The organism is Mesorhizobium sp. M0778, from assembly GCF_040320105.1.
Classification (GTDB): domain Bacteria; phylum Pseudomonadota; class Alphaproteobacteria; order Rhizobiales; family Rhizobiaceae; genus Mesorhizobium.
On sequence record NZ_JAMYPA010000009.1, the window covers coordinates 69,054 to 85,985 of the forward strand.

Consider the following 16,932-nt stretch of genomic DNA (forward strand, 5'->3'; position numbering starts at 1 on the left):
ATGTGCGCAAGATCAAAGTGCTACGGCGTCATCAATCGTTGCGGAACAAGGCGGGATTTGGCCGCGATTGTGGAATGAGCGTGGCGGAGCATCACGCCACGTCTTGCCGAGGCTGGCTGTGACCGAAAGGCCTCAGTAATCGTAGACGTGCTCGAGCCTGGCGCCCGCCGTCATCAGCGCCGGCAGCACGAGGTGCAGCTTGCGCACGGCGACGGTCAGGCCGGTGCGGCGCGTCGAAGGCTCCGCCGGAAGCGGGTAGCTGAACAAGGTGCGTGCGCCTTGGGGAACATTGATCTCGTCATTGGAAAGCACGGTGACCATGATCTCGTCATTGCCGCCGATCTCGACGAAGGAGACGCCCTTGCCGATCAGGCGCGGGATCATGTCGGTGAACGCCTGATAGCGCCTGGTGACGAAGACCGTGCCGTCGGCGCCGAGATCGCGCTCCAGCAAGGTGTCGGGCTCGTTGCGGGTCACCTCGCTGACCGGACCCTTGGCCCAGACGTGGATGTCGAGCAAGGCCGGGTCGGTGGTGGCGGCGAGCGCCGACTTGATCAGATCGGCGTAACCCTGCTTGATGGTGTAGGCGAGGCCGAAGGCGAGCTTGCGTTCGCTGGTGCGGACGGCGCTGTCGTCCGCTGCCGGCTGGACGGCAAACAGGCCGGCACGCTTTTCGGCATAGGGAAACTGGTACCACGGCACCTCGTCGAGAAAACCGGCATACTCCGCCGCCACCTCGGCCTGGTAGATGTCGACGGCGGTGCGCTTGCCGGCCGTCGCTTCGGTAATGCGGCCGACCGTATTTTCATAGGCCCACTGGATGGCGTGCTCGATCGTGTGGCTGGTGCCGATGATCACCAGCATCTGGTGGTTGTCGAGGTTGAACTTGTAGGCGGAGCTGGCGCGGACCACCATCGCATAGTCCTGCCAGAAGCGGCCGATATAGGAGAGATAGGGAAAACCGCTCGGCTGGTTCTTGTCGACGAAGCCGGCATATTCGCGGGCGGCGTAGACGATGGCCCATTCCGGATAGGTCAGAAAGGTCGATTCCTCCGGCCGCTGGTAGCCGGGGATCTCGGCACGGACCTTGTCGGCCAGCGCCGTCGGCGGGGCACCCTCAGTGACGCCCGGCAATGGTGTTGTGTCCAGCGACGGCGTCGTGAGAAAGCCGTAGGCCAGCCCGGCGATCGGGATCAACACGACAATGACGACGAGCCAGAGGATCGCCTTGATAATGCGCTTCAGCCAGCGGAACAGGAACATGGCCGGTCAGGCCGTGGCGAAATGGTCGTACACGCGTTTCGACAGCCAGAACCCGACATAGACGGCGAAGCCGCCGATGACGATGTGAGGCAGGTTGGCGAAGAAGCGGGCGGGGAATTCGATGTCGTTCAAGGAGCGGAAGCCGTTGATGAAAATGCCGCCATCGAGGCAGCCGGAACCGGTGACCAGGCCGAGCACGCCGTCGAACAGATAGACCGATCCGAACAGCTTGAAATAGAACACCGCCTGGCGGTGCGAGATGAAGGCGGCGGCCAGCGCCCAGACGCCGGAGAAGGCGTGCAGCAAATCGTCATACCATTGCAGCGAGAACAGGCCGAACAGATTGCCGCCGGCATCGTTGAAGGCCGGCACATAGCCGATCGCAACAACACCGAAGAACAGGAAAGCATAGGCAACAGCAAGCTTCTGGATGAGCGTCATGAAGTATCCCCCTGCCGTCAGCCTTCTCAAACGGCCCCCGACGGCTAATGGATAGTAGCTGATTTTGGCGCAGGGTGAAGCGTCGCCGGCAAAATCGTCAGGCGGAGCCACAAAGACAGTCGGCGCCGGGATTTCTCCCAGCGCCTCCCTGTCGGATCAGGACACGGTCGCGGCGGCAACTCCCGAAAGATGTCGCGCCATGCCGGCCTTGATTTTGACGGTCCTGCCAGTCGCCACCCGAGGGCAGCGTCCGTTCCGGACCACGCCGGTCTCCACTCTTGCGAGCTTTGCCCAGCGCGCCATCGAAGGTTTTTGCCGTCCTTCATGGCAGCATCGGTCCGCCGTTGGCGTTCGCACGCTTTCCGCGGCCCCGTAGGTCTCGGCTTCCATCCCTCCAACAAGCAAGCCTGTTCTCGTTCAGGGCCGTACGGGCCTCAGGAAATCCGCCGTTCCGCTTTGCCTTTCGGCGTGGCGATCGGTAGCCGCCTGAGATGGGTTTAATGTACGCCGGATAAGCGTTTGGCGAAACTGCCGCGCGCCTGTGAATAGCGGGATTATCGGGGACTAAGGCGCGTATTCGCAGAGGGGTTCGTGGGCAGTTGATTGGCGGTGCCCGCCTGCCAGGCCGTCAATGCAGGGTGTCAGCCATGTGCCTGAGCTTATCGGGGTTGCGCACGACATAGATGGCGACGACGCGGCCATCCTCAATCTCCAGCGCAGTCGTTTGGAGAATGTCGCCTCGCTCGATGGTGATGAACCCCGGCAGGCCGTTGATAAAGCCATAGCGCAGCAGGCGAGATCGGCTCACCGCATAGACAGACGCGAACGTCGGGTACTGGCGCATGACATCATCGAGCCCAATGGCCGGCGCCTTTCGCGCCGGTGCCTTGCCGCCACCATCGGCGTAGAGCGTGACGTCCGCCGCGAGCAGTGCGCGCAGGCTGTCCAGCTTGCCGTCCCGGGACGCGGCGAAGAAGGCTTCGGCGATCTCCAGGCCCTGTTCCCGCGGCACGGGATAGCGAGGGCGGTCGGCGCGGACGTGGGCTCTCGCCCGGCTGGCGAGCTGGCGACAGGTGGCGGGCTCGCGGCCGATCGTGGCCGCGACCTCGGCGAAGTCGAGGCCGAACACGTCATGAAGCAGGAAGGCAGCGCGCTCCAGCGGCGACAGGCGCTCCAGCGCCATCAGCAAGGGCAAGGTTACGTCATCGGTCTCGTCCTCAGCCGATTCCATAACCGGCTCAGGCAGCCACGGGCCGACATAGGTCTCGCGCCGACGCCGCACCGACTTGAGCCGGTCCAGGCACAAACGCGTGACGACCCGGCGCAGAAAAGCTTCCGGTTCGCGCACCGCGTTTCGGTCGACATCGAGCCAGCGCAAGAAAGCGTCCTGGAGAACGTCCTCCGCGTCCGCGATCGAGCCCAGCATTCCATATGCAACGCGGACAAGGGTCGGACGTAGGGGATCGAAGACGACAGCGGCGTCCTGGCCCGATGCGGGTGCCATCAGGCGGCCTGCCGTTCCTCAGCCGCGTGGACGGAACGAAAGCCGATCCTGATCCGGTTCCAGGCGTTGACTTGCGCGATCAGCAAGGTGAGCCTCACCTGCTCGTCCTCGGTAAAATGCTGGCGCAGCGCCTGGTAGGCATCCTCAGGCGCACGGGTCTCCGACACCAGCGTCAGCGCCTCGGTCCAGCCCAGCGCGGCTCGCTCGCGGTCGGAATATAGCGCGGACTCGCGCCAGGCGCTGAGAAGATGGAGCCGGTCCTCGGTCTCTCCGTACTTGCGGGCATCTTCAACGTGATGGTGGATGCAGAAGGCGCATCCGTTGATCTGTGATGCCCGCGTCATGACAAGTTCCCTCAACAAGGGCTCGAGACCGCTGGTCTGAATTGTTTTTCCCAGCTCGATCCACGGCCGCATTGCCGCGGGGCTGGCGGTAAAGGGGTTTAGCCTGGGTGCCATCGTGATCTCCTTTCAAGGGTTTCCGGAGACATGACGAGTTGGATTTGCCGAATGTGACATGGGCCGGACTCTTTTTCAGCCAAGTCTCAGCCGAAATCGCTTTTCATGCTCGATCGCATTGTCAGACATTCGATCTTGCCCCGCGGGCCGGCGCGGGCTTCAATGCCGGCAAATGAGTGGAAGGCGTGTTCGATGGCCTTGGGGAGGCAGGCTTGAAGGTCGCGGTGGTTCTCAATCCGATCGCCGGCGGCGGCAGGCTCAAGCGGCATTGGCCCGAGGTTGCGGCTTCGCTGAAAAGACATTTCGGCGATTTCGAGCTGCGTGAAACGCAGGCCGAGGGCGATGCCGAACGGCTGGCGCTCGACCTTGCCGCCATCGGCTTCGAGCTGGTGATCGCGGCCGGCGGCGACGGCACCGCCAGCGAGGTCGCCGACGGGCTGCTGAAGGCTTTCCGGGAAAGCGGCCGGACGGCCGAACTCGGGCTGCTGCCTTGCGGCACCGGCATCGACTTCGCCCGCGGGCTCGGCCTGTCGGACAATGTCGACCTGACACTGAAGCGGATTGCCGAGGCCAAGGGGCGCAAGGTCGATGCCGGGTGCATCAGCTATGTCGACGACCATGGCGCGCTGGCCAGCCGCCATTTCATCAACATCGCCAGCCTCGGGCTTTCCGGCGCCGCCGACCGCGCGGTCAATGCCGACAAGCGCAAGGGCAAGGTTTCGGCCAAGGCGTTGTTCTATTGGCGCACGGTCTGGGAGTTCCTCCGCTACCGCTTCCAGGAGGTTGCGATCACTGTCGACGACGGTGCCCCGGTCGAGGCGCGCATGGCGCTGGTGGCGGTGGCAAACGGAAAATTCTTTGGCGGCGGCATGATGATCGCGCCCGACGCCGAGCTTAACGACGGCGAGTTCGACATCGTTATCCTGCGCGCCGCCGGCAAGCTGAAGCTGATCTGGGACATCCGCCTGCTCTATGGCGGGCGGCACCGCAACCATCCGGCGATCACCATCCTGCGCGGCAAGAAAGTGGTTGTCGAGCCGCTCGGCGATGTGCAAAAGAACGCCGCGCTGATCGACATAGACGGCGAATCGCCGGGTCGCATACCGGCGACCTTCGAGATCCTGCCCGGCGCATTGACGCTGAGATATTGAATCAAGCCGTTGAGGGATTGATTCAAGTTGTTTCGGCGGTGATTCCGATCCTAGGTCCAACACGTTGAAATCGCGTGACATTGTTGGTAGGTCCCGCTGGACAACTCACGGCATCAACGGTGTCTGCATCATCTGCAAATGCAGGTCCTTGCCGGTCCAGGGATGCGCCTCGCAGACGGCCTCATCGAGTTCGACGCCGAGGCCCGGCTCCTTAGACGGGATGACGTTGCCGTCCTGCCATTCGATTTTCTTCTTGAGCAGCTTCTCGTGAAAACCGTCCCACTGCTTCAGCGATTCCAGAATGAGGAAGTTGGGCAGCGTCACCGCGAGCTGGATATTGGCGGCGCCGACGATCGGTCCGCAATAGCAGTGCGGCGCGACCTGGATGTGATAGGCCTCGGCCATGGCGGCGATCTTCTTGGTTTCGAGAATGCCGCCGGAGCGCCCAAGGTCGGGCTGAAGAATGGTCGCCGCACGGTTCTCGATGACGCGGGCAAATTCGAACTTGGTGGTCAGCCGCTCGCCGGTGGCAATCGGGATAGACGTGCCGCGCGCCACCTGAGCCATGACCTCGGGCATGTCGGGCGGCACCGGCTCCTCGAACCACAGCGGATCGTAGGGTTCGATGGCGCGGGCGAGGCGCAGCGCACCCGAAGCTGTGAACTGGCCGTGGGTGCCGAACAGGATATCGGCGCGCGTGCCGACCGCCTCGCGGATCGCCTTGACCATGCGGGCGGAGAGGTCGATGTCGACGAGGCGCGGCTGGTGGCCGTCAAAGGCGGTGTAGGGGCCGGCCGGGTCGAGCTTGACCGCATCAAAACCCTGCTCGACATATTCGAGCGCGCAGGCGGCGGCCAGATCGGGGTCGTTGTAGACGTTCTTGCCGCGCGCATCCTCCGAATGGACGCTGCCGGTGTGCGGGTAGAGGTAGGTATAGGAACGCAGCGTTTCGTGAACCTGGCCGCCGAGCAGCTTGTAGACCGGCTTGCCGGCCTCCTTGCCGATAATGTCCCAGCAGGCGATTTCGAGCGCCGAGAAACAGCCCATGCCGGACACGTCGGGGCGCTGGGTGAAGCCGGACGAATAGGCGCGGCGGAAGAAGCTTTCGACGTCGTGCGGATCGCGGCCGACGAGATAGCGCTCCGCCATGTCCTCGACCATTTTGGCGGTGATATGGGCCGAGAAGGTGGCGTTGTAGGCCTCGCCATAGCCGACGACGCCGCCGTCGGTGGTGAGCTTGACGAAGATGAAATACTTGCCGCCGATGCCGGGCGGCGGATTGCCGACAACCCAGGTCTTGACGTCGGTGATCTTCATTTTTGATCCTCCAGAACCAGTTCGGCGCCCTTCCATCCGGTCATGATCGCGGCAGCGTTGGTGTTGCCGGTGATGTTGTCTGGAAAGATCGAGGCATCGATGACGCGCAGGGCTTCCAGGCCATGCACCTTCAGGCGCGGATCGACGACGGCGCGCGCCGGGTCCGGCCCCATGCGGCAGGTCGAGACCGGGTGATAGACGGTGCCCGAGCGCTCCCTGAAATCCTGAATGAGATCTGCATCGGAGGCGATCGACGGACCCGGCAAAACCTCCTCCTCGATGATCTCGGCCATCGCCGGCATCGAGGCGATCTTCCTGACGAATTTCACCGCCGCCAGCATTTCGGCGACGTCCGCATCGGTCGAAAACGCGTTGGCGACGATCTTCGGGTAATCGCGCGGATTGGCGGAGCGGATCATGATTTCGCCGCGGCTCGACGGCCGGCAGTTGGACAGGCCGATGGAAAAACCCGGCCACGGATCTGGCGTCAGGATCGGTCGCTCGCCGCTCTTCGGAATGACGGTCGAGAAGGCCTGGAAATAGAGCTGCATGTTGGGCCGTGCCGCGGCCGGATCTGTGCGGAAGAAGCCGCCGGCATTGTTCATCGACAGCGACAACGGGCCCGAGCGCAGCAGGATATATTGCATGCCGACCAGCAGCTTGCCCCACCACGGGCGCAGGATCTGGTTGAGCGTCGGCAGCCTGCCCTTGAAGGTGTAGTTGATGCCGACATGGTCCTGCAGGTTTGCTCCGACATTCTCGTTGGCGCAAATGACGGGAATGCCGAGCGCACCAAGCAACGCCGATGGGCCGATGCCTGAAAGCTGCAGCAATTGGGGCGAATTGACCGAACCGCCCGACAGGATGATCTCGCGGCCGGAGCGGGCGGTTTTCGTCTCTCCATTTTGGAGATACTCGACACCGACGGCGCGCTTGCCTTCGAACAGGATTTTTGTCGCCAGCGCATTGATCTCGACGCGGACATTTTTGCGCTTCATCGCCGGGCGCAGGAAGGCGCGCGCCGCCGACATGCGGCGGCCGTTCCTGGTGGTGATCTGATAGACGCCGACGCCTTCCTGCGTGGCGCCGTTGAAATCCGGGTTGAGCGGCAGGCCGGCCTGGCTGGCGGCGGCGAGATAGCGCTTGGTGAGCGGATGGACGGAGGTCGAGCAGTCGGTGACATGTAGCGGCCCGCCGACGCCGCGCCATTGGTCGGCGCCGGCCTGGTTGTCCTCCAGCGCCTTGAAAGCGGGCAGCAGGTCGTCGAAGCCCCAGCCGGGGTTGCCGGCATCCCGCCAGGCGTCGAAATCCTCGCGCGCGCCCCTGATCCAGACCATGGCGTTGATCGAGCTCGAGCCGCCGAGCAGCTTGCCGCGCGGCCAGTGGTCGACATTGCCGGCGAGGCCGGGGTCAGGCTCGGCCTTGTAGTTCCAGTTGACCGCCGGGTCGAAGAAGGTCTTGCCATAGCCGAGCGGCATCTGGACGTAGAAGCGGAGGTCGCTGCCGCCGGCCTCAAGCACCAGCACCGAGAAGCGGCCGGAAGCCGACAACCTTTCGGCCAGGACCGAGCCGGCCGAACCGGAACCGACGATGATGAAGTCATAGGTCTGCATGGTGGCTGCGGCTGGCTCCGGAATTCGGCTCTAACCTAGGCTTCGGCGCGACGCGGCGTCGCCGGGTCTTCCGGCATCCGATGTGAAAAAAGCGACTGGCAACTTCGTTTGAATTTCGACTTTCAGCGCCAAGAAGATTGATGAAGACCTAACTTGCCCACGCATCGAGTTGATTGAGGACAGCAATCGCTGGATAGGATTTTCGGTTGGGATAAGCATGCCTATAATAGGCATTCCAATAGCTTGTGGCCCTGGTGCGCATCGTACGCATTATGTTTCGGTTCTGTCGGACAAAACTGGCATAGGCTGATGCGTCCAGATCAGGTACTGCCGCGTAGATATCTTCGGCGATTTCGACGACATATTCGCCCAACAGCAGAACGACGAAGGCGATGCTCCAACTTTCGTTCAGCGAAAGGATCACCCTGGCTGATTTCTGCCGCAAAAAGCCATCTGTCGATCGTGTCAGCAGGCAATGCGACGGAAACGAAAAGCCAAGGTGATGCTCTCGCACGCTTGGCAGAAAATGTAACCGATAAGGAATATAGATGCCCGCTCCATCAGAAATGAGATGCCGGGACGTCGTTCGGTAAGTGTCGTCGACAAAGGGCGTCAGCTCCTCCTCTGCCATGGTGGTCAACATGCTGAATGGGAAAGCCCACTTCGCAACGCCTGAGAACGGCTTTCGTCGTGTGAACCAATCCACGTTGTGCCCCTGACCAAAGTTGAAACATCTGTATACCGGGATCACGTCGGCTGCGCGATGGCACTGCGACCGCGTCGACCCATTGCCGAATTTCAAGCCCCGCCATCTGAACTCAGGACGTTGGCCACGCCTTCGCCTGTGCTTTGTCGGCAAGCCCGTCCGAGCATCACTGGCGATGATCGGCAATCTGCTTGAAATCATAGCGCATGATCGGGCGGGCCGGCGTCCTGCGGGCAACGACCTTGAACCCGGCGCGCGCGAAGGTGGAGGCGTATCCGCTGCCGGAAGCGCTCGGCGAAACGTCGGCGTCAAAAGGATAGGCTTCGAGTGCCGGCGCATTTGCGCGCCTTGCGACTTCCAGCGCCTCTGCAATCAGCTGGAATGTTACGCCCCGCCTGCGGTATCGTTTTCGCACGTAGAGGCAGGACAGGGACTAGACTGGCCTGTCGTCCACGAGCTTGAGCTGCCATAGCCGATCGAGCCAGGGCAGGGCATCTCGCGGCGTCACCTGGCACCAGCCGACAGCAGTATCGCCGTCGAAGGCAGGATGCCCGGAGGCGGACCATGCTGGACGGCTTGCCGGAACGCTGCCTTGTTTTCCTCGCCGGGCCTCGTTCGGTAAGAACGACCGATCCGCCCGTACATACACCACAGCGACTGCAGACGGCGCTCTCATCGAACAGGTCCTCGAGCGCGGGCCATAGATCGAGCGTTAATGGGCGAAAGCTAAGTTCCATATCAGCCGCCATCCGCTACCTATGTTGCCCAGTCTAGCCTGAGCTGCGCGTTAGTGCATCATAGGTTTCGGTCCATGCGGGTGATGTTCGAAAACGGGGTTTTACTCAGCATCCCTGTCGTGCTCCATCTCAGCGCAGAAAACCGAGCACGGCCTCCATGAACTCGGCAGGGTACTCGACGTTCGACAAGTGGACCGCGGGCAGAACAACCAACTCCGCGCCGGGCACCGTCGCCGCGATCAACTCGCTGTGGCTGGCGGCTGTGACGGTGTCGTGCCGGCCGGCTATCACCAGCGTTGGCCTGGAAATCAGTGCTATGGTTCGGCGAAGGTCCGCATCGCGAACCGCCGCGAACAAGCCAGCCAAGCCTTGCCGGTCGATAGCCAGCAGCATGGCGCGAAATTCTTCGATGACGGGCCCGTTGGCCGCCAGCATACGCGCAGGGAACCAGTTGCCCAGGAACATCTCGGCTGTTTCCGCCATGTCCGGCGCCTGCAGCACGGCGGCAATCCGCTCGTCAAACTGCTTTGCCGGTCCGAGGTAGGATGAGGTGTTGCTCAGGATCAAGCGCTCGATCCGCTCGGGCGCGTGGATGCCGAGCCACTGCCCGACGAAGCCGCCCAACGACAGACCGAGGAAGTGTACGCGTTCAATGCTCAGGGCATCGAGCAACTCGATCACGTCGCGGCCAAGCCGGTCGAGCGAATAAGCACCGGCCGGAACGCTTGACCCTCCGTGGCCGCGAAAGTCATAGCGCAGAACACGGAAATGCTTCGACAACTCGTCGACCTGCATGTCCCACATCCGCAGCGTGGTGCCGATGGAATTCGACAGCACCAACACAGGCTGCCCGGCGTCGCCGTCGATGCGGTAGGCGATGCGCGTGCCATCGCCGACGGTCACGAAATCCAGCTTATTCATGATGAACATACCTTCCTTTTCGGAGCGTTGAATGTGGCAAAGCCTAGCGGCGGTACGCTTTTGATGATATTACAAAGATGGGACAATCTCTGTAATAGAAACTGACATGGCCGAATTCACCTTGCACGACCTGCAATGCTTCGATGCCGTGGTCCGCTCCGGCGGTTTTCAGCCTGCGGCGGCCATGCTGCGTCGCTCGCATCCCGCGGTGTTCGCCGCCGTGGCAAAGCTGGAGCGGCAACTCGACCTCGTTCTTTTGGATCGCAGCGGCTATCGCGTGCGCCCTACCGAGGCAGGGCTGTCGTTCCATCGCAGGGCACAATCGCTGCTGCGCGAGCTGGAAGGCTTGCGGCTTCATGCTGCTCAGCTGTCAATGGGCGAAGAAAGCGAGATCCATGTGGTGATCGGCGACCTGTGCCCGCGCCCGCAGGCGCTGGGCATGCTCGGACGGTTCTTCGCCCAGTGTCCGGGCACACGCCTGCATCTGCACTTCGAGGCGGTGGGCGGCCCGTGGGAGCGCCTCTTCGATGACGAAGCCGATTTGATCCTGCACTGGATCGACAAGAGCGATCCGCGGGTGGAATGGATCGATCTGTGCAAGATGCCCTTCGTCCCAGTAGTAGCCTCGGGCTTTCTGCCGGAACGCATCAAGCACCCCATCACGCCGGATCAGATGCACGCGTTCACCCAATGTGTCATGCGCGACACGGCCCGCCATTCACCGCAACAAGACTACTTCATGATCGAGGGTGCGCCTCAATGCATGGTGGCCGATCAGGGGATGAAGAAGGAAATCATCCTGCAGGGCCTCGCGTGGGGCCACATGCCCCGCTTCCTGATCGAGGATGAGCTGCGCGATGGACGCCTGCAATCCGTTGCCGGCCGTCATCTGCCAGGCCGCACCGAGGAATTGGTGGTGGCGCGCCGCCGCGACCGGCCGCACGGGCCGATCTCGAACCGTCTGTGGGATCATATCGAGCAAGAGGCGCCGACGTTGGGGGCGGTTCCGGTAGAGGGCGAAATGACACCTAAGCGGCCATGACAAGTTTCACACGACTGGGATTTTAGCCGGTTTCGCCACACAACAGTCGCTGGACAAACACCTTGCAGACGGCAGGGTGCGACCCTTCCCGGTCCTCGGCGGCGGACGCGATGAACGGCTCGATTGAGCCCGAAACGAACTTCTGCCATGTCGGTAACCTGCCGCCACCTCCTCAGCAAGATATGTGCTATTCTGAGGATATGCCCGCGCCCTCCGACCGATCACCCGACAAGTCGCCGGAAGACGGTGCAGTTGCATCGGATCCGTATGCGGAGCTAGCCAATCGCGGAGATTGGTCCAGGCTTCACCGCGAACGGTCAGACAGAGACCGCCGCAGTGAACTTGGCGGCGCCGAGCTCCAGCGCCTCGGGGAAGCCGCCTACATGCTTGGGCGCGAGGAGGAATTCGTTCGGGACTACGAGAGGGCTTTCGAAGAGCATCTCCGGAACGGACGCGAACGATCCGCAGCGCGTTGCGGCTTCTGGATCGGGCTCACCCTGATGTTTCGCGGCGAATTCGCCCAAGGCAGCGGATGGCTGACCCGCGCCAACCGGTTGGTCGCGGATCATGCGCCGGAATGTGCAGAACAAGGTTACCTTCAGCTCCCAATGGTCGAACAATGCCTCGCCGCCGACAGTCCGGACGAAGCATTCACCCACGCAACACGTGCCGCGGAGATCGGACAGCGCTGCGAAGATCCGGACCTCTTGGCTATCGCGCGCCACCTTCAGGGTCGGATATTGATCGTGCGCGGCGACTATGTGCGAGGCTTCGAACTGCTGGACGAAGCGATGGTTTCGGTCACCTCGGGCCGGCTCTCACCGATCGTTACCGGGCTGGTCTACTGCAGCGTGATCGACATCTGTCAGAAATTTCATGCCACGAGCCGGGCGAGGGAATGGACATCGGCGCTGATCGGATGGTGCGCGGGACAGCCCGACATCGTTGCCTTCACCGGCCGATGCCTGATCCACCGGGCCGAAATCCTGATCCTCGACGGCCACTGGGACGAGGCCGGCCGCGAGGCCAGTGTCGCCAGCATCCGCCTTCAGCAGGGGCCCTCGAAGCACCACGCCGGTCCGGCATTCTACCAGAAGGGCGAGGTCTTTCGCCTCCGCGGCCAATGGGACGAGGCCGATGCCGCCTATCGCGCAGCGAGCAGGCTCGGGTTCGATCCGCAGCCGGGACTGGCGCTTATGCGATTGCAGCAGGGGCACGAGCAGCCGGCCCTTTCGGCGATCCGCCGCGCACTGCAGTCGGTCGATGACATGCCGGGCAAACTCCGCCTCTTGCCGGCTGCGGTGGAAATCACTCTCGCTGTCGGTTCGACCGATGACGCCTGGGAACTGTGCGAAACACTGCGCGACTGCGCGCGCCAATATTCCGCGGATGCAGTCCGCGCCGCAGCCGCCGAGGCTACCGCGCGGGTGCTGATCCATGCTGGTCGAGCCGCGGAGGCATTGGCCCATATCCGGCGCGCAGTGGAGATCCTCTGGGACCTTCGGGCGCCCTATCATCTTGCCCGGATGCGGGTGCTGACAGCGCGGGCCTGTCTCGCAACCGGCGATACTGAAGCGGCGCAGACCGAACTGGACGAAGCGATAAGACTTTTCCGCGAGCTCGGCGCGCGCCCCGACGAAGCCGTTGCCGGCAAGCTGCGGGCTATCATGACGGCGACAGGCAGCGAAGCTCTCACCCCCAGACAGACGCAGGTTCTGCGCCTGATCGCGTCAGGCCTGACCAACCCGGAAATTGCCGGCGAGCTCAGTCTGAGCCAGCGGACGGTAGACCGTCACGTTAGCGATATCCTGACGCGGCTGAACGTGCGCACGCGCGCGGCAGCCACGGCCTTTGCGGTCGAGCACGGCCTGATCGGCATGGGCGTATCTGGGTAATCCTACCCAAGCCAAAATTTCTCGCTGCGTGGGTATTTACGCCGAAGCGGGTAACCGTGGCGCGGGTCTAAACTTCATGGCGTGGCAAAGGCCACAGGAGGTTTTCCCGATGCAAACGAATAATAACAGCATGAGCGGGCCGGGTGGTGTCTGGCTCGCCACCGGAACGCTGCTGCTGGCGGCTGCGCTCGTCTTTCACGGGCCACCGGACGCGGATTTGTCTGTTCAGATGCAGAATATCGCCGAGGGCCATGGGCGATGGGCTACGGTCCATTGGACGGCGGCAGCGGCGCTGTTCCTGATCGCCGGCGCTTCGTTCCTGAACCTGGCGCTCGACCCCCGGGTCCGGCATTCGCCGATGCTGAGTTCCGCCTGGATGGTGATGGCTCTCGGCGCCCTGACCACGTTCTCCACCGCAGTCGCCGAGGCATCGGTGGTCGCGGTCGCGGCCGACCGGGGTGACACCAACGCCTTCATGACCTGGTGGGCGTTTTCCGGCGGCATGGGTAACGGATTCTGGGCGCTGGCCTTGGCGACAGCGCTTGTCGCGTATTACGACGCCCGCGATAACGTCGGGATACTGCCCCGATGGGCCGCAATCGTCGGCTCGGCGTTCGGTATCCTTTCGGCAACCGGGTGGACACTCGGTGAGCAGCTCGGGATCGGCATCGGGGGTCCGATCTGGCTGATTTCCTCGCTTCTCATGTGCCTGTGGCTCACGTGGTACGGGCTGTCCTCAAGTAGCGTCCGGTCGGGGCAAGCCGCGGCGTAAAGCGCCTGATCCAGCATCATCTTGAGACAGGAGGAAAAAATGTCCCTTCAAACGAAGGAAATCGAGGCGACGATCCACGACATCCACGAATTCTTCACCGACTGGGTGGCGGGCCGATGCCCTGGCGACGACGCGACGTTCAAGAAGAACGCGCTCGACCGGATCAGCGACGATCTGGTCGCCATCATGCCAGGCGGCAGGGCGTTCGGGAAAAAAGACTTCGCAGGTTACATGAAGAGCATCTACGGATCGAATCCGGCCTTCCGTATCAAAATACGCGACATCCGGATCAGCCATCAAAGCGCCGACCTGGCGGTCGTGAACTACCACGAATGGCAACGCGACGCGAAGGACTCCGATGAACCGAACAATGGCCGGGTCACGACGATGGTGGTCCGCGATCGCGGCTACAGCCGCGGGCCCGAGATCTTGCAGGTTCATGAAACCTGGCTCCCAGCCGATGTCGTTCAGTCCGCGGATTTCGCGTTCTGAAAAGCGTCGGTCCGAAACGGGCAGGGAAAGGAATTGCGCTGGCGGGACCATCGGCTCTGCCGCCGTCATGGAGCCAGAACTTTGCTTCTTTTCAGCCCGAATTGATCCACATTCAACGTCCGGCTAGTCCAGCAATCCGGCCATTCCTTGCGTTCGCGTGGAGCGTCCGGCCGTCATCTGCCAGGCCGTACCGAGGAGTTCGCGGTGGCGCGCCGCGACCGGCCGCACGGGCCGATCTCGAACCGTCTGTGGGATCATATCGAGCAAGAGGCGCCGACGTTGCGCCGAGCGCTCGAACCCCGGAAGCCTGTCCAGTAGGCGAAGCCTGGGCTCAGCGAGGCCGTTCGAAGGGCCAAACCAGCGGCCTTACCCGCTTAAGTTCACTGCTGCATAAGCTGCAGCAGTGAACTGCATCCCATCACTATTTGTGAGGCGGATTAGATGTCGCAAGGAGTTGGCCATAAACCGCGCCGACCCCCGGCAAGAGTGGTCCGAGCGGTCGGCATCCGCCCTGCCAGCGACGACGTAGCCTGGGACTAGCTTCATCTGCAATTCGAAGGACAAGACCATGAATATCGACCGTCGAACCTTCGGCCTCGGCACCTTTAGTGCCGGCGCCCTACTACTTTCCCCGATCAGCCTCTTTGCGAGCAACGCTGCGCCTATCGCCGCGTCTCCGGCTTCGCTTGCGACCGCCCACAGGTTCATGCTCGGCGACCTCGAGATCACAGCGCTGAGCGACGGCTACCTCAATCTCGGCCTCGAACTCTTCCCTTCCGCGGATCCGGCTGCCGCTGAAGCGCTCCTGGCAAAGGCATTCCTGCCAAAAGCACTCCCGACCTCGGTCAACGCCTACCTTGTTACCAAGGGCGACAAACGGGTGCTGATCGATACCGGCTCGGCATCGGCGATGGGGCCCATACTAGGACATATACCCGAGGCGCTGGCCGCCGCTGACGTCAGGCCGGAAGAAATCGACACGGTAATCATCACCCACCTCCATCCCGACCATGCCAACGGCCTTGTCGGTATTGGAGGCAAGGCCGCTTTCCCGGCAGCGGAGGTCGTGGTTACCGCGCCGGAATTCGCTTTCTGGCACGATGACGGGATCCGGTCCAAGGCGCCCGACCAGATGAAACCGTACTTCGAAATAGCGCGCAAATCGCTGGTGCCTTACCATGGCAAGGTCCGGAAGATCGAAGGCGAAGTCGAGATCGCGCCCGGGATCAGGGCGTTGCCTGCGCCTGGACACACGCCGGGGCATCTCGCGCTTCGGATTGGCTCTGGTGACGCCAACCTGCTGCTCTTCACCGACGTAATCCACGCCTCCGCGCTGCAATTTGCGCATCCGGAATGGGCAATCGCCTTCGACGTGGACCAGGAGGCCGCAATCGCCACACGCAAGAAGGTGCTTGACATGGTGTCAGCGGATGGCCTGCTCGTCGCAGGTATGCACCTGCCCTTCCCAGGCATCGGGCATGTTATCCGCGAAGGCAACGCCTACGCCTACGTCCCGACGCCCTGGCCCGCTTTGTGAAGCACGCCTATTGATAAGCTCTTGCGCGCGCCAGCTTTCTTACCTCGGCCATGGAATGCAATCCTGCTGGTTGCGCTCGTCTAGCTCCGCACAGCATTTTTTCCACACTGTCGACCGATAGCCGAACTTCAAGCCGCGACACTGTTCAGTGGCGTTGACCTGTCCATGCCATGACGATACGGGATCGGACGATCGGCTTCGAGAGGATTGGCCAAATGGTGCATTACGCGGACGGGCGGCCGATCGGCGATCTGACGCTCAGGACGCTGGCCATGCCTTCGGATGCCAATGCGGCGGGCGATATCTTCGGCGGGTGGGTGATGGCGCAGATGGATCTGGCCTGCGGCATCCGCGCCGCCGAGCGCGCCAAGGGCCGCGTGGTGACGGCGGCGGTGAAGGAAATGTCCTTCGCCAAGCCGATGAAGATCGGCGACACGCTATGCATCTATACGCATGTCGAACGCGTCGGCCGCACCTCGATGACGCTCAAGGTCGAGGCCTGGGCGCAGCGCTATCTCTCCGACCTGATGGAGAAGGTCACCCATGCCGACTTCGTCATGGTGGCGCTGGACGGCGAAGGCAAGCCGAAGGCGGTTCCGGCCGAAGGCTGACCGGCCTGATTCCAGAAGACGGATTTAAACAGCCGTCTCTCCCGCGCGGGGGATGCGGGCAGCGATCCGGCGTGGTCTTTGGCTAGCGGGTTCCCGCATGCGCGCCTGCAGCGCGACAGACGGGATCTTGGGAGGAAAGACAATGCGTCAACACACGCTGAACGCTGCCCTGGCGGGTGCCTTTGCAGGCTTGCTCTGCCTGTCGTCCGCAAGCGCTTTTGCCGAGGTCAAAAAAGGCGATCCAGGCGCCACCTGTACGTCGGAAAACCGCACGATCAACGGGCAGGCGGCCAAGTGCGAGATCTGCTCGGCGACGAAATGCGACACCAGCGGTACGACGGTGAGCAATTGCCGGAAGGAGACGACCACGACCTGCACGATTGGCGGCAAGGTGGTCAGTCCCAACCCGAAATGGAACCGGATCGAGAAGCTGCCGAAGAGCAAGATGCAATTACAGCAGTAGGGCTCATCC

The 16,932-nt window shown here is 62.7% G+C and carries 18 protein-coding genes; 8 read left to right on the top strand and 10 right to left on the bottom strand.

Annotated features, from left to right (window positions below; all coding sequences use genetic code 11):
- Positions 1–132 precede the first annotated feature (132 nt).
- The 4 genes from NKI22_RS14905 to NKI22_RS14920 form a co-directional block, all read right to left on the bottom strand.
- Positions 133–1,263: a hypothetical protein gene (locus NKI22_RS14905; RefSeq protein WP_352815443.1), complete on the bottom strand. Its 1,131-nt coding sequence runs from the start codon at positions 1,261–1,263 to the stop codon at positions 133–135.
- A 6-nt stretch (positions 1,264–1,269) separates the two neighbouring features.
- The gene (locus tag NKI22_RS14910) at positions 1,270–1,704 is read right to left on the bottom strand and encodes a DUF4383 domain-containing protein (RefSeq protein ID WP_023719157.1); all 435 of its coding nucleotides are present in this window, start codon (positions 1,702–1,704) and stop codon (positions 1,270–1,272) included.
- A 628-nt stretch (positions 1,705–2,332) separates the two neighbouring features.
- A complete protein-coding gene (locus NKI22_RS14915) occupies positions 2,333–3,208 on the bottom strand; it encodes a sigma-70 family RNA polymerase sigma factor (RefSeq protein WP_352815444.1) in 876 nt (291 codons plus the stop codon).
- Positions 3,208–3,666: a carboxymuconolactone decarboxylase family protein gene (locus NKI22_RS14920; RefSeq protein WP_352815446.1), complete on the bottom strand. Its 459-nt coding sequence runs from the start codon at positions 3,664–3,666 to the stop codon at positions 3,208–3,210. Before NKI22_RS14920 ends, NKI22_RS14915 begins: the two co-directional genes overlap by 1 nt.
- 212 nt (positions 3,667–3,878) lie before the next feature.
- Here NKI22_RS14920 and NKI22_RS14925 point away from each other — a divergent pair, with 212 nt between their 5' ends.
- Positions 3,879–4,817, top strand: coding sequence for a diacylglycerol/lipid kinase family protein (locus tag NKI22_RS14925; RefSeq protein ID WP_352815448.1), 939 nt, complete (start codon positions 3,879–3,881; stop codon positions 4,815–4,817).
- Between the two features lie 105 nt (positions 4,818–4,922).
- Here NKI22_RS14925 and NKI22_RS14930 read toward each other — a convergent pair whose 3' ends face one another.
- From NKI22_RS14930 to pcaD, 5 genes are all read right to left on the bottom strand, one after another.
- Complete coding sequence (locus tag NKI22_RS14930; RefSeq protein ID WP_352815449.1) at positions 4,923–6,134, bottom strand: mandelate racemase/muconate lactonizing enzyme family protein; 1,212 nt, start codon at positions 6,132–6,134, stop codon at positions 4,923–4,925.
- On the bottom strand, positions 6,131–7,747 hold the full coding sequence (locus NKI22_RS14935) for a GMC family oxidoreductase (protein WP_352516009.1): 1,617 nt from the start codon (positions 7,745–7,747) through the stop codon (positions 6,131–6,133). The genes NKI22_RS14930 and NKI22_RS14935 overlap by 4 nt, the downstream gene beginning before the upstream one ends.
- A 148-nt stretch (positions 7,748–7,895) precedes the next feature.
- Complete coding sequence (locus NKI22_RS14940) at positions 7,896–8,453, bottom strand: hypothetical protein (RefSeq protein ID WP_352815450.1); 558 nt, start codon at positions 8,451–8,453, stop codon at positions 7,896–7,898.
- A 166-nt stretch (positions 8,454–8,619) separates the two neighbouring features.
- Positions 8,620–8,868 (bottom strand): hypothetical protein, encoded by a 249-nt coding sequence (locus NKI22_RS14945; protein ID WP_352815451.1) that lies wholly within the window; start codon positions 8,866–8,868, stop codon positions 8,620–8,622.
- A gap of 451 nt (positions 8,869–9,319) precedes the next feature.
- Positions 9,320–10,111 (bottom strand): 3-oxoadipate enol-lactonase, encoded by a 792-nt coding sequence (gene pcaD, locus NKI22_RS14950; RefSeq protein ID WP_352815453.1) that lies wholly within the window; start codon positions 10,109–10,111, stop codon positions 9,320–9,322.
- A 106-nt stretch (positions 10,112–10,217) separates the two neighbouring features.
- Between pcaD and NKI22_RS14955 the strand changes: the two genes are divergently transcribed.
- Positions 10,218–11,153, top strand: a complete 936-nt coding sequence (locus NKI22_RS14955) for a LysR family transcriptional regulator (protein ID WP_352815454.1) — start codon at positions 10,218–10,220, stop codon at positions 11,151–11,153.
- Positions 11,154–11,470: 317 nt separating this feature from the next.
- Here NKI22_RS14955 and NKI22_RS14960 read toward each other — a convergent pair whose 3' ends face one another.
- Positions 11,471–11,773: a hypothetical protein gene (locus NKI22_RS14960; RefSeq protein WP_352483115.1), complete on the bottom strand. Its 303-nt coding sequence runs from the start codon at positions 11,771–11,773 to the stop codon at positions 11,471–11,473.
- Between NKI22_RS14960 and NKI22_RS14965 the strand changes: the two genes are divergently transcribed.
- The 6 genes from NKI22_RS14965 to NKI22_RS14990 all read left to right on the top strand — a co-directional run bounded on the left by NKI22_RS14965 (position 11,762) and on the right by NKI22_RS14990 (position 16,923).
- On the top strand, positions 11,762–13,048 hold the full coding sequence (locus tag NKI22_RS14965) for a LuxR C-terminal-related transcriptional regulator (protein WP_352815456.1): 1,287 nt from the start codon (positions 11,762–11,764) through the stop codon (positions 13,046–13,048). The two genes, NKI22_RS14960 and NKI22_RS14965, sit on opposite strands and share 12 nt — an antisense overlap.
- A gap of 109 nt (positions 13,049–13,157) precedes the next feature.
- Positions 13,158–13,820 carry a hypothetical protein gene (locus NKI22_RS14970; RefSeq protein WP_352815458.1) on the top strand — a complete coding sequence of 221 codons (663 nt, stop codon included), beginning with the start codon at positions 13,158–13,160 and terminating at the stop codon, positions 13,818–13,820.
- Positions 13,821–13,859: 39 nt separating this feature from the next.
- Positions 13,860–14,312 (top strand): nuclear transport factor 2 family protein, encoded by a 453-nt coding sequence (locus NKI22_RS14975; RefSeq protein WP_352483117.1) that lies wholly within the window; start codon positions 13,860–13,862, stop codon positions 14,310–14,312.
- Positions 14,313–14,880: 568 nt separating this feature from the next.
- Entirely contained in the window at positions 14,881–15,849 is a 969-nt protein-coding gene (locus tag NKI22_RS14980; protein ID WP_352815460.1) for an MBL fold metallo-hydrolase, read from the top strand.
- A 215-nt stretch (positions 15,850–16,064) separates the two neighbouring features.
- Positions 16,065–16,460, top strand: coding sequence for an acyl-CoA thioesterase (locus tag NKI22_RS14985; RefSeq protein WP_023678380.1), 396 nt, complete (start codon positions 16,065–16,067; stop codon positions 16,458–16,460).
- Between the two features lie 97 nt (positions 16,461–16,557).
- The gene (locus NKI22_RS14990) at positions 16,558–16,923 is read left to right on the top strand and encodes a hypothetical protein (protein WP_352850651.1); all 366 of its coding nucleotides are present in this window, start codon (positions 16,558–16,560) and stop codon (positions 16,921–16,923) included.
- Positions 16,924–16,932: the final 9 nt, after the last annotated feature.